The sequence below is a fragment of the Psychroflexus sp. ALD_RP9 genome (assembly GCF_017311165.1).
Lineage (GTDB): Bacteria > Bacteroidota > Bacteroidia > Flavobacteriales > Flavobacteriaceae > Psychroflexus.
In genome coordinates, this window is record NZ_CP062973.1 from 1,963,315 (window position 1) to 1,976,159 (window position 12,845).

General features: G+C 30.4%; 11 protein-coding genes. All 11 read right to left on the reverse strand.

Going from position 1 to position 12,845, the window contains the following annotated elements:
* Nucleotides 1-553: 553 nt before the first annotated feature.
* Nucleotides 554-2,623, reverse strand: coding sequence for a YCF48-related protein (locus IMZ30_RS09240; protein WP_207038022.1), 2,070 nt, complete (start codon nt 2,621-2,623; stop codon nt 554-556).
* 705 nt (nt 2,624-3,328) lie between these two features.
* Complete coding sequence (locus tag IMZ30_RS09245; protein ID WP_207038023.1) at nt 3,329-3,493, reverse strand: hypothetical protein; 165 nt, start codon at nt 3,491-3,493, stop codon at nt 3,329-3,331.
* A 61-nt stretch (nt 3,494-3,554) separates the two neighbouring features.
* Nucleotides 3,555-3,893 (reverse strand): hypothetical protein, encoded by a 339-nt coding sequence (locus tag IMZ30_RS09250; protein ID WP_207038024.1) that lies wholly within the window; start codon nt 3,891-3,893, stop codon nt 3,555-3,557.
* A gap of 162 nt (nt 3,894-4,055) precedes the next feature.
* Complete coding sequence (locus IMZ30_RS09255) at nt 4,056-4,334, reverse strand: hypothetical protein (RefSeq protein WP_207038025.1); 279 nt, start codon at nt 4,332-4,334, stop codon at nt 4,056-4,058.
* Nucleotides 4,335-4,884: 550 nt separating this feature from the next.
* The gene (locus tag IMZ30_RS09260) at nt 4,885-5,439 is read right to left on the reverse strand and encodes an SRPBCC family protein (protein WP_207038026.1); all 555 of its coding nucleotides are present in this window, start codon (nt 5,437-5,439) and stop codon (nt 4,885-4,887) included.
* Nucleotides 5,440-6,052: 613 nt separating this feature from the next.
* Entirely contained in the window at nt 6,053-6,376 is a 324-nt protein-coding gene (locus IMZ30_RS09265) for a hypothetical protein (RefSeq protein ID WP_207038027.1), read from the reverse strand.
* A gap of 234 nt (nt 6,377-6,610) precedes the next feature.
* Nucleotides 6,611-7,474 carry a hypothetical protein gene (locus tag IMZ30_RS09270; RefSeq protein ID WP_207038028.1) on the reverse strand — a complete coding sequence of 288 codons (864 nt, stop codon included), beginning with the start codon at nt 7,472-7,474 and terminating at the stop codon, nt 6,611-6,613.
* Nucleotides 7,475-8,668: 1,194 nt separating this feature from the next.
* On the reverse strand, nt 8,669-9,640 hold the full coding sequence (locus tag IMZ30_RS09275; protein ID WP_207039708.1) for a Fic family protein: 972 nt from the start codon (nt 9,638-9,640) through the stop codon (nt 8,669-8,671).
* A 223-nt stretch (nt 9,641-9,863) separates the two neighbouring features.
* Nucleotides 9,864-10,766, reverse strand: a complete 903-nt coding sequence (locus tag IMZ30_RS09280) for a hypothetical protein (RefSeq protein WP_207038029.1) — start codon at nt 10,764-10,766, stop codon at nt 9,864-9,866.
* Nucleotides 10,767-10,909: 143 nt separating this feature from the next.
* Nucleotides 10,910-11,344 carry an ASCH domain-containing protein gene (locus IMZ30_RS09285; protein ID WP_207038030.1) on the reverse strand — a complete coding sequence of 145 codons (435 nt, stop codon included), beginning with the start codon at nt 11,342-11,344 and terminating at the stop codon, nt 10,910-10,912.
* The gene (locus IMZ30_RS09290) at nt 11,307-12,812 is read right to left on the reverse strand and encodes a hypothetical protein (protein ID WP_207038031.1); all 1,506 of its coding nucleotides are present in this window, start codon (nt 12,810-12,812) and stop codon (nt 11,307-11,309) included. The genes IMZ30_RS09285 and IMZ30_RS09290 overlap by 38 nt, the downstream gene beginning before the upstream one ends.
* Nucleotides 12,813-12,845: the final 33 nt, after the last annotated feature.

Sequence of the window (12,845 nt, forward strand, 5' to 3'; positions counted from 1 at the left end):
TTATTTTTAGATGTTTTAATCCCTCATTGATGGACTTATGTATATTTCAATATACAAATTTGTATAGTCTTTTACGCTACCAATTACGCCACCAATTGCGACACCAAATCTAAATTTTGAGTTTTAACAGAAGACTAAATAGCATCTTCCCGAGGTCAGGAAAATGATGTAAATAATGCCTAAGTTTACGGCATAAAAAAAGCCCTAAACGTAATGTTTAAGGCTGTAATGGTAGTTTTGTAGTGTTACTGTCGTTTAAATGATAGACACGGTCTTAGAGTGGTGTTTAATTACTTTTTAAATTAACCTTAAATGGTAGCTAATGGTAGAAATTGCACCTTTTGTTTTTTTGACCTTTTTTAGACTTATATTTCTAAACCCTTGTATTTATTAGCCTTTTAGGCTTTTTTAGACCTTTTTATATTGTACTATTTGTTTTAAGGGGGTTATGATGATGTTTTAATAAAAATCCGACCACAAATTATGCTTTACTTCAAACATTTGTAAAAGACTAATATTAAATTATTAAATCTAAAAGAGTTTACTAATCTTCTTATTTCTTTACAATGCGATGTACAGATATAAGTTGTGAATCAGATTCTATATGCAAAAAATAAACCCCATTTGCTAAGTCATTAATATTAATATAATCTCGATTTTCGTAAATTGAAAAAGACTTAACGATTTGTCCATTTGGGTTATAGATAATTACCTTGGATGCCTTGGTATTTATTTCTTTTAAGTGTAGTATATCACTAGTTGGATTAGGATAAACAAAAAACTTATTTTCAGTACTTTCAAAATTTTCATTGCTTAAAGTTGCTTCAATATCCAAGGTGAAAATATCTGATCTGTGACTCACAGCTACTAAAGTGTTCTCCGAAATATAAAAATTATTGCAGCAGTTAAGATCTTCAATAGTATTGTCGTTTATAAGTTGCCAAGAATTTCCTGCATCAAGAGTTCTATAAACACTACCAGAACTAGAAAGTCCTAGAGCATAATTAGCGTCAAAAAACTTATAATAAAATACATAGCCCGGAAATTGATTTAAACTAAAGGTATTTCCACCATCAGTTGTTATATATTGGCCAATATAAAATGTATTTGCGTCAATTAAATTAATTGAAGAGTAGCTGCCTCCATTATAGTTTATTTCTGTCCATGTGTCTCCACCATCATTAGTTTTGTAAAACCCACTAACAGTTCCTAACACTCCAAACTCATTATCTAAAAATTGTATGGACTCCACACTACTAAAATTAGAATTAAATGTCCATCCAATACTATTTTGATAGCGATATAATCCAGTATCACCCCAACCAAAGCCACCACCAACAAAAAAATCATTTTCAGATTTTAACCAAGCTGCTTTTGGTATAAATTGCTCTGTTATATTTGCTCCGTTTATGGTACTCCATGTGTCTCCATAATCAGAGCTATAAGCTACTTTGTTAATTAATTGATTTGTAGTAATCGCTTTACCATTTGATAAAAAGTGTACTACATAACAGCAAGCATTAGATGGTATATTTACTTCTTCCCAATTAATACCACCATCTGTAGTTCTAAATAATAAATGATCATAAACAGCACTATTTGCTGAATAAATGCCAACAATTAATCCATCATTTTCATTTGCAAACGAAACCCCTTCTAAATCACTCATAGTTACACCATCTAAATGTGTTGTCCAAGTGTTACCATTATCTATTGATTGAAAAACTTCACCTTCAGAACCAATGTAGATTTTGTCATTAGAAAATGCAACAGACAATAAATCTTTCCAATAGTTGATTTCGTAGTTTGACCAATTGATTCCCATGTCTGTTGATTGTAAAACTATTCCATAATCACATACTGCTACATACTTACCATTATTATATTTTACATCATTGATGTGCTTTGTCGTTCCACTTACAGCTTCTGTCCAAGTAACACCTCCATCATTGGTGTTAAATACGTGTCCTCCTGAGCCAACAATAATACCTTGTATCGAGTTGATAAATAAGATTTTATTTAAATTCCAATAGCTTTCAATTGGTAAAACAATTTCGTTCCAAGTGTTTCCACCATCTGTTGTACTAATAAAAGTACGTTCTTCTCCACAAGCAAACCCAATATTTTCATTTATGAAAAATACATCTCTTATAGGTTCTGTTGTATTTGTTGGTAATTCTTGCCAAGATAAACCTCCATCTATAGTCTTGTGTATTCTTCCAGATCCTCCAGACACAAAACCTATATTTTCATTTAGAAAAAATACGTTAGAAAAACCGTAATTATTCAAAGTAAATTGCTCTATAGTTTCGAACTTATTTGAAGTTTTAATTAATTTGTTGTTTGCAACTAAAAAGCCTAAATCATCAGTGAGCATATGAATGTCTTTAGCTTCTAGACTAGGTGCATTTTTATAACTTAAACCATTATCAGTACTAATTAATATATTCTTAAGTGTAGTAGAAGCATCTAAGGCAAATATGGTTTGATCACTTGAAACTTGTATTTCGGTGATATCGGAAATATTTTTTAATGGGTTTCTTTGAATCCAGTCTTGTGCAATAACTGAAGTGCTAAGAAATAAAAATATGATGTAAATAGGACATTTTCTTGAGATAAGCATAGTTGCTGTTAATTAAATTATAGAATCATATGTCTATTGAATATTATCATCAGGTGTTATTAGGGCTTGGTTTTGATTTTTTTTGGAAAAATCTCCACGATTATTTTGATTGAAAACGAAAGTACAACTTTAAACTGGAATTTTCCATAGAAAACTCCAAACCGCAACGCATTATAGCCGTTGTTACCAATAGGTTTTATATTGAGTTTGAGTTCATTTTTTTCGTTCAGCTATTCAATTCCGTCAAGTAGAGCAGAAGTTATTCTATATTAATCTCGATTTAAAAATCTGTTTTCAAGAGTGAACTCATCTGTTTTCAAACGTGCTAAAAATTCCGTTTTGTTGATTTTTCTGCGTTTTGTTATTCAACGTTTTGATTTTCAAATTCAGATTACTGCTCAATGCTCAACATTCGTATAAAGTCAAATTTCTTCAGAATTCTGTTTTATTCGTTTAGATTCAAAAACCAATTTTCGTTTGAAACAGAAATTTCGACTTAAAAAAACAGTTTTCGATTCATTTGAGGTGATGTTGAATAAATTCAGATTTCCACTGTCATTTATCCGATCCGAGTTTTTTCCGAGTACTTGTATGCCACGGGATTGTATATGGTTCGTTGCGTGGTTTAAGTACTTAATTTAGCAAATAAAAACTGAATAGAAAGTCCGCGAGAACTTTCGTAAGTAGGCTAGAACTAGCAATAAATTATATGCGATGTTGTGGGTTGTTATTATTTTCCAAATATTTATTCATTATTTTTTCAGTTGCAATAGCTCCAACTATAATTCCTACAGTTCCTAATAATTTAATTCCAGTTGCATTACTTATTATAATTCCTAAAAATAATCCAGCTACAATTCCGAGAATCAATATGCCGTTATATTTAAATACTTTTTCTTTTGCTAATTTTATTTCTTTAATATTATTAGGCTTATGTTTTTATATCAAATTCCACAAACTGTTCAAGATTTAATAAGAATTTTTCAAATAAAGATTTAAACGCAATCGGTGTCAAAAATCCATTACTATGCACAATATGATTGATAATAACTTTATTTTTTTTAGTGAGTTTTATGTCAATTTTTGCTTCCCAATTCAAAGGATTAAATTTCCAACCATTTAATATATACCATTTCTTTACAAAAAGAAGATTCTCATTTTCGTCTTTTATTTGTTCAAAATCATAAGACTTAAAATAAGATTTTAACTTTTCTTTTGTTTCAGAATTATTTGAAATAGTAAATTCAAAATTATTAACATATTTTTCCATTAGTTCTGATTTTTAATAACCTACAACGGTCTTGGTTATGATGTCGTTGCAGAATCATCCGTTAGGATTATTCCGCTTGAAAACGAAATTACACTTTTAACTGGAATTTTCAACAGAAAATTCCAAACCGCTATGCATAATAGCCGTTGTTACATGTTGGCTTTATTCAGTTTCAAATTTCCAATTCAATTCGTTTTCAAGTACTTTTTGTTCAGATTCAGTCAGCCTCATTATTGCAATAGCTTGTCCATAACCATAGCCATCATTGTCTAAACAATAAACCAAGCGCACATTCTTGTCTGCTATCTTTTTTTGACAAATATTAAATACACTTTCGTAAAGCCAATCGTTATTATATTCTGGTTCAAATTCGGTTAATTGATTGTCAGAAACAAAAGACACCTTTATTGGTCCACCGTTACTTTCCCAGACTTCTTTCAATTCGGTCGGTCTAAATTTTCCATCTCATAATTCTGAAAACCTATTTATTACGAATTTATAAACTTCGTTACCATTAAAAACGTCAGCTTCTAAGTCGAGAAACAATAATTTACTTTTATCATATTCCGCAATTTCAATCGGCTCCAAATTCATTTTTGGGTCATAATCGCTTTCAAAAATTTCGCTGTATTCTTTTTTTCTCAATTCGTAAATTGTGTCAAAAGTTTTTTCAGCTGATAGATTATTGTAATTTTAAAGAATCCAGCCTTTTTAAGTGCTTCTATGCTTTTTAAAACTTCTTCTTTTGAAATTTCTTTTTCTCTATTCATATAATAATTACAGGACACGAATGTCGAGATTAGAAGAAGAATTAATATGTTGATTTTCGTTTTTTTCAAATTACTGGCAACGTGTTTAGCTATGGTTTTGTTGCGTGAAAATCCGCGAGGATTTTCCGCCGTAAACCGAAGATAGCAAATTTGCGAGGACTTTCCGAAAGGAAAGTCAGAAGCAATGAACTATAGCCGGTGTTGCCCACAGTTTTTTATTTTCAGTTCTTTTTTTCCAAGTAAGCGATTAGTTTCATTAAGGTCTTTTCATTGGCTGGAATAAAATAATTCATTAATGAAAGGTATTTCGGATTGTTTTTATATCCAATTCCGAATGATTTAATATTGGTATCTCCGTTTTCTAACTCGTCAAAATAAATGACATTGAAAAAATCTTTTGCATCATCTTTCATAAATTCGGGGAAATTATCGGTTATTTCTGCTTGTAAAGTCAGAAGTCTTTTTGGTACGTAATTTATGATGTGAGTAACAATCGTAGTGCTATCTCCAATTTCACCTTGTTCATTATAATTCGTTTTGATATATCCACCAACTTTTAGGTCAACTTCCGCAAGTGGTACAGCCCAATTTTCCCAACCTTTTTTAGTGGTATATGCATTCCAAACAGAATCTATTGGTGCTTTTACAGTTAGTTCTTGGATTAGAACTAATTCAGGTGTTTTTGTTGAATCAATTTTCGATACAACTCTTTTCTCTTGTCCGAATGTAATTGAGGTCAGAAAGACTGAAAATAGAAGGATTAGTATTTTTTTCATTTGATTATGTTTTTTCGTCATCACGTTTTCTCAAATTGTGGGCAACGTTTTTGTATAACCGCAGTTATTACGGATTTAAAATTAGTGATTTTCAATTACAAAACCCAAGTGAGCAAATACGAGTTGATTCGGCTTTTAGTCGAATCAGCCGTAATTGCGGTTATGCTGTGTTGTGGGTAGTTTTTATTTTTCTTTTTTTCAAATTTGAATTTCATAAATTTTATATTCATTCGTCAAGGTGTTTGAAATATCTTGATCCTTGGTCAAAATCATTTCCACTACTAAACATTACTGATTTGTCAGTTGGACTAAACCATTCTAGTGTGTCAGTTGGTCTGATTCATTCATTGTCTATTGCAGTTGATTTTGGTCAAGGAATCCTATCTATCATTTTTCAGTCGATTTGAATTTCAAAAACATTATGTATTTTCTTTTACAATGTGCAGATACCCAATATTGTCCTTTTTAATATTTCAAGGTCTTTAGGAGCTTTTAAAACTGACCAATACTTGTATATCTATTCTGGGTCAGTCGTTTTAATTATAGAACAACTTGTCAGAAAAATAGTGATGGAAGAGACAATGTTAGTCTGTTCATTGTTGTGGTTAGTTTTTTATTTTAAATAGCTATCTAATTCTTTTTTATTTGGCAGCCACAGCCACATTCCAATTATTCCCAAACCGGCTATTCCTAACAAAGCTAACATCCAAGTTTTGTCCTTTTTTTTCTTTTTGTCAATGGGTAATTTTTTCCAATTATACCATATGAAAACAGCAGTAAGAGTCCAGGAATAAGTGGTAAGAATTATGTTTAAATGGAAATCCTCATTTAGTTTCAGTGACATTGCGGAGTTACTAAACAATATATAAAGTGCAGTTATTTGTAAAACAGTTAGAATGCTTAAAAGGATCTTTAATAATAAAATATCTTTTTTCATTTTTTTAGTATAATCATTTGAGCAAATTACCCACAACGTTTAGTATATGGCAAGTAGGGCAGTAGAAAGCAATAAACTTTCGAGTTTGCGCTGAGCCAAAGCGTTGTATTTTGTTTTTAGTTTATTCATTCTTAAAAGCCAAATCAACGATTTGGCGGTGTTGGTAAATAGCACTGAACTTTCGTTAACCACCGAACGCCCTATTTGCTATATACAGTGTTGCCTGTAGTTTTTTTATTTCCACCATTGTTTTTTTAGTCTGGGTTTACCTGTCGTGTATTCATATTCTGAACCATCTCCAAATGTTTCCCATCCATTTTTCACATACTTTAAATTGACCATCATTTCGCCATCTCCACCGTCAAAGTCGAATGTGAATGGTAAACGATAGTCACCCCAAATGCATTTTTTTCTTTTTACGGAATTATAACTTTCCCAAGTACCTACATAAGTGCGGTTATAATAGCCGTCCGCGATTGCAAAACTTTCGTCAAGTTTAATTTCTTTTGTTTCGTGGTCAATCAAAATTGAACATTCAAATGTTCCTTTGAATATTCCAACATGATTTTGAGTGCTGTCTTCAAAGAATTCATACTCTGCAAAAAGTGTAGCTTGTCCTGGAAAATCATAATTTTCTGTAAGCTCATACACTTTGAGAACTTTTAAAGAGCCCTTAAAGTCACAGATATTTCCTGAAACATTTGATTTACCGCTGATTATGAATTCTAATACACCTTCTTTTTGTTTGGTGTCAGAAATATGGAATCTAATTCTTTTGTAATCTAAACCTATGATTCCATTTTGTTGAAATTCACCTGTGTTAAATAATGAGTCTGTATCAAAGTTATACTTGACTAATTGTTCAGTTTTATCGATTGCTATTTTTGATAATCTGTCTGTTTGAAGTCTTAAATACTCTGCACTAAAATCAGCTTGCTTAGAATCAAAGTTCTCACAAAGGTGTCCATTGTAGTATGGGTCAAAATGCGCTTCATGATTTTTCGCAAGGCTACACCATTCTGCATCACAATATTTGAACTCTTGCGCAAACGTACTTGCAGAAATTAGAATCATTAATATGGTTAGAATTCTTGTCATTTTTTAATTACAGGCAACGGTCTTGGCTATGATGTCGTTGCGGAATCATTCGCAGAATTATTCCGCTGGTAAACGAAAATACACTTTTAACTGGAATTTTCAACAGAAAATTCCAAACCGCAATGCATTATAGCCGTTGTTGCATACTGGTACGACACACACTGATTAGAACGAAACAATTTTCACGTTTCCGTTTTTTTACACAGCTATTTAATTCAGTCAAGTAGAGCAGAAGTCATTCTATATAAATCTAGATTTTAAAATCTGTTTTCAAGAGTGAAATCATTTGTTTTCAAGGCGGCTAAAAATTCCGCTGTGTTGCTTTTTCAAGTTTTGCTATTCAAATTCAGATAACTGCTCAATGCTCAACACTCGATTAAAGTCGAATTTTTTCAGAATTCTGTTTTATTCGTTTAGATTCAAAAACCAATTTTCGTTTGAAACAGAAATTTCGACTTTAAAAAGCAGTTTTCGATTAATTTGAGGTGATGTTGAATAAATTCAGATTTCAAACTGTCATTTATCCGACCTGAGTTTTTTCCGAGTACTTGTATGCAACGGTCCGTATAACCGCAGTTATTACGGATTTAAAATTAGTGATTTTCAATTACAAAACCCAAGTGAGCAAATACGAGTTGATTCGGCTTTTAGTCGAATCAGCCGTAATTGCGGTTATGCGGTGTTGCAAGTAGGTTTTTTTAGAGAGTAATTAATTCGTTTTTTTCGTGCAGCTATTCAATTCCGTCGAGTAGAGCAGAAGTTATTCTACATTAATCTCGATTTAAAATTCTGTTTTCAAGAGTGAATTCATTTATTTTCAAGCTTGCTAAAATTCCGCTGTGTTGATTTTCCGCGTATTGTTATTCAGCGTTTTGATTTTCAAATTCAGATTACTGCTCAAAGCTCAACCAAAAATCAACTCTATTTGTTTTCAAATCAATTCAGTATTCAGAGTTTGAGTGATAATATCCAATTTTTAAAGTTTATTCCACTTTTCAATTTTGTCAGAATCATTTCCAATTCTTAGGATTATCGAAATATGAATATTATCTCTAAAAATTCATTGAAATCAACTTACTTGCAACGGTTTTGTATAACAATCAGTTGCGGATTGTTTAGAAACTAAGATAGCTAAAATTACCGACTTTTATGTCTGTGCGGTAGTGTCCACAGTAAAAAGAGCCGCAATTGTTGTTATACATTGTTGTGCCCAGTTATTATTTTGTACTTCGTTTTATTTTTTTCTCCGAGTTTCTCGAAAAAGTTTAATTCTAATCCTCTTTTTAAATCCCTACTTGCAGTAGAGGAAGAAATATCTTTAAAGATATCCATATAGTCTTTTCTAGAAAACTCATTTTTATTTAATGAAATAAAATATTCCAGTCTATCATTTTCAGTTAAGGTTCGATTATTAAAGTCTAATAATTTATTGATTGAGGCATCAATAACGTTTAGCATATATTCTATAAATTTAGTTGATTTTCCCGATTTATCACTTTGAGCTAATGCTTTATAATACTTTTCTTGGTCATTACTGATCATCGTTTCAAATGGTAAAAACTCAAAGATTGGATATTTTTCCCTTAAAATTAAAGTCTGCCATAATCTTCCCATCCTGCCATTACCATCTAAAAATGGATGAATAAACTCCATCTCATAATGAAAGACGCAACTTTTAATTAATTCGATTTCTTCTGAATTTTTTAAATATTTGAAAAGATCTTTCATTAGAAAAGCTACGTTTTCAAATGGTGGAGCTAAATGTTCTACTTTTGAGCCTTTTACAATTCCAACTCCTCGTTTTCTGTATTTTCCGGCATCATCAATTAAGTTTTTCATCAAATGTTGATGTGCTTTTAAAAATGATTTTTCACTATTTGGATTATACTGATTTAAATTTTCATAGATTTCTATTGCGTTTAAAACTTCTAGAACATCTTTTTTTGGTCCGATAACTCTTTTCTTTTCAAGAAGAGCAGTTATTTGTTCTTCTGTCAAACTGTTTCCTTCTATTTTTAATGAAGAATGAATTGTTTTTATTTTGTTCTGCTTTCTTAACTTAGGAGAAGGTTTGTTAAGATATGTAGCATTAATTTCTCCAATTTTTTCTGAGATTGAAGTTATTAGTTTTAAAATTTCTGGAGTTATTTCGTAAGGAGGATTCATTTTGATACTATCATTTGATATTACCAAAGATACAATCATTTATTGATGAATTTAAATCGAAACGGATTTTTTAATTAGGCACAACGGTTTTGGCTATGGTTTCGTTACGGAATGGTACGCGAGTATCATTCCGCCGTAACCATAAATTTAGCAAAAAGGCTTGAAATTCCGATTAGGAATTTCAGCCGTAATGAACTATAGCCGTTGTTGTAATGCGTAATTTTTATTCAACAAATTTTAATTCTTTCGTTTCAAGGTTTATAAATCCGAATTTTTTTTCTCCATTCGAACTCAACATAAACTTCTTAAAATCAAGGTCTCTGTCAATACTACTTTCTGTGAGTAATGATATTTCCCAAGTTTCAAATCCGTTTTCATTTTTCCACTTCTCAATTGATTCTGTTAGTTTTTCAGATTGCTCCTCATCTAGATTATCGTAAAGCTTTTGATTTGTCATTTCGAATTCTTCTCCATTTTTTATGAAGTCAACTCGATAATGGTGTATGTGCTTTTGACTAAAATTGTCAAATTCGAAGAAAGAAAATCGATTGTCAGTATATTCGGTTCTATCTATTTCATTTGGGAAATAGAAGTTGTAAAATGCTTTTTCCTCACTTAACTTATTTGTCAATGAATTACATAGTGCATTTAATTCCGTAAATGTCTTTTCTTTTTCCTTATCTAATGGTTGAGCAGTATAAATATTGTTTACCCAACGATAAGTTCCATCACGATTTTCAATTCGATTTGCAATTGCTCTTGCGTTTGGGTAATAAACTTGTATGTCTTTTTCAAGCTGTTCAGACGCTTTGATTTTCACTTTAATTGCCTCATATTCTTTTTCAAATCCTTGTTTGTCAAATTCAAAAGGCTCTTGATTTCCAAGATTATATTCAACTGCTATTGGATAGTCGTTATTTTCAATTATGTAAAACTTAAACCCATAAATTTTTCCAAACTCGTGCCAAGTTCCAATAAATTCCGTTTTGAATTGGTCATTATAGATTTCCGATATTTTGGATTCCATAAATTCCTTTGCATTTTTCTCTTCTTTCTCGAACATTTTATTTTGTCCGTGACATCCAAAAGCAAGAAAAGTAATTATTAAAAATGTTAAGTTTTTCATTCAGGACTGCGTTTTGTCATTATGCATTACAACGGTCTTGTATAACCGTCAGTTACGGGATTAAAGATAATATTTTTCGGTTTGGTACTGACGTTAGCAATTCCGAGTGGATTCGGACGTAGTCGAATCCGCCGTAATTGCGGTTATACATTGTTGGTAGCAGTTTTTTCTTCCATATTTAGAGCAGTTTTTTCCTCTAAATAAATGAATGATTGAGGTGCGCAAAAATTTTCAAAAAAATCAGCTGGGTCAATTCCGTTTTCAAATTTTTCGACTTCGGAAATTTTAATTGAAAAACCAGTTTCAGAACCTTGATAATAATTAAAAAAATCATTTTTTTCAATTCCGCCAACTTCATTAAATTCACTCCAAAGTTTTTCTGGACTATTCTCAACTATTTCTTTTATTGTAAAAAAGCCTATAATTTTCTTTTCAGGTGAAGAAGAATAAACAAAAATTTTGTCAACAGGTCTTTTAAAGATTTTCTTTCTAAACTCAACCTTTTTAGTTCCTGACATAATTGCTTGTGCATAAATAGGTTTAATTGATAATATAACGCTTGTCAAAGTATCCTTCATTCTTTAATTTGATGTAATCAGTTTCTTTTAGTTCTGTTATTGTTTGTATTTTATTCTTAAAACTATCTATTTCTTTAATTTTTTGTAAGCTAATATTTTTTTTCAAATACGCAATTAGTCTAAATGTAATAACGTGTAATTCTTTTTTTTCTTCTAACCAATTTCTTAATTCTGCTTCTGTAAAGACCGTTTTTTTTCGCACAATGTTCCATAGCCTATCAAAATTATTTACGATTTCAATACTTTCTAAAATACCAAATGGTTCAATAACTTGATTAACTTTTGATGAGTAAAAAAATAAAATGTCTCCTTTTGTTGGTTTTTGATTCTTTGAATTTGATATATATGCTTTTATAATTGTATTTCCTTGAATTTCATTTATACTATCAGGTGCTTTGTCAAATAAAGTTGGTGGTCTTAATTTACCATCTTTAAATAATGAACCGTAAAAATCTGGACGAATTGGAATTACATATTTTTTTATGTCTGAACCGTTTAAATAAAATGGATGTGCAGAAATTATATTTTTTGAGATAGCAATTTTGCTCTTATCTAAACATTTTATCATTTGAATTTCTATTAAACCTTGACTGTTTTTAAATTCATTACGATAAAAGCCAAATGTTTCTAATAACTTAATTAAATGTTCTTGCTTTTCGTAAACAGTTAAATATAAAAAGTTTATTTTTCTGTTAATACACAGTTCAAACATTTTATTTAAAAACAATTCTCCCAACTTTATCCCAAAAGCTGTGTCATCTACTTTTAAGGTGCAAATTTTTAGAGCTTTTTCAAATATTTTAGGTAATTGATGATCTTCTACTTTTTCTATATTATATATCAAAATAGCTTGTAAATTATTCTCAACTATTAGAGAATAACACTTTCTATTTTTTGTAACACATTTTTGTAGCCAATTATTAAATTCAACTTCTCCATAATCTTCTCTTAAACTATCAAAAAAGGAACTATTGAACTTTGTTTCTATCTCTCGAATACTATGTTCACGAAGTATCGGATGAGATGGAATTTTGAAAGTAAATTGTTCTTCAAGAAGTATTAATGCTTGTTCAATAGTTAGAACTTTATTTTTTAAATTTAATTTTATTGCGTTTTTATGAATTCCGTTGTCCTGAGTAACAAAATAATCTACAAATCCCTTTTTTAGTTGGAAAAGCTGTTTATTGTCAATTTCGTCATTTATTTTTTGATTTTTGAAATTGGAAGTAAATTCAACTGTTGGTTTTGCGTAATCTTGTAACGACTGATACTTATTAAGTTTAGATATTATTATCTTTTTTCTCTCCGTATTTTTGTCTCTACTAACATCGACTGGAATAGCTTTAGGGTGGTAAAGAATTTCACATTCATTAGTGATTGCAATTCTATAAAACTTGGCGAAATTTTCTGTAATAACTCGATTGTCTTCAAGTTCAATTAGAATGTTAGTATCTATTAATATTCTCAAATTGTTACGATGTTTGTTAAATTGCTACCAACG

What these genes read in the sequence shown, in the direction of transcription:
- IMZ30_RS09240 (WP_207038022.1), bottom strand. Translation starts at nt 2,623, where the DNA reads ATGCTTATCTCAAGAAAATGTCCTATTTACATCATATTTTTATTTCTT.
- IMZ30_RS09250 (WP_207038024.1), bottom strand. Translation starts at nt 3,893, where the DNA reads ATGGAAAAATATGTTAATAATTTTGAATTTACTATTTCAAATAATTCT.
- IMZ30_RS09260 (WP_207038026.1), bottom strand. Translation starts at nt 5,439, where the DNA reads ATGAAAAAAATACTAATCCTTCTATTTTCAGTCTTTCTGACCTCAATT.
- IMZ30_RS09265 (WP_207038027.1), bottom strand. Translation starts at nt 6,376, where the DNA reads ATGAAAAAAGATATTTTATTATTAAAGATCCTTTTAAGCATTCTAACT.
- IMZ30_RS09270 (WP_207038028.1), bottom strand. Translation starts at nt 7,474, where the DNA reads ATGACAAGAATTCTAACCATATTAATGATTCTAATTTCTGCAAGTACG.
- IMZ30_RS09275 (WP_207039708.1), bottom strand. Translation starts at nt 9,640, where the DNA reads ATGAATCCTCCTTACGAAATAACTCCAGAAATTTTAAAACTAATAACT.
- IMZ30_RS09280 (WP_207038029.1), bottom strand. Translation starts at nt 10,766, where the DNA reads ATGAAAAACTTAACATTTTTAATAATTACTTTTCTTGCTTTTGGATGT.
- IMZ30_RS09285 (WP_207038030.1), bottom strand. Translation starts at nt 11,344, where the DNA reads ATGAAGGATACTTTGACAAGCGTTATATTATCAATTAAACCTATTTAT.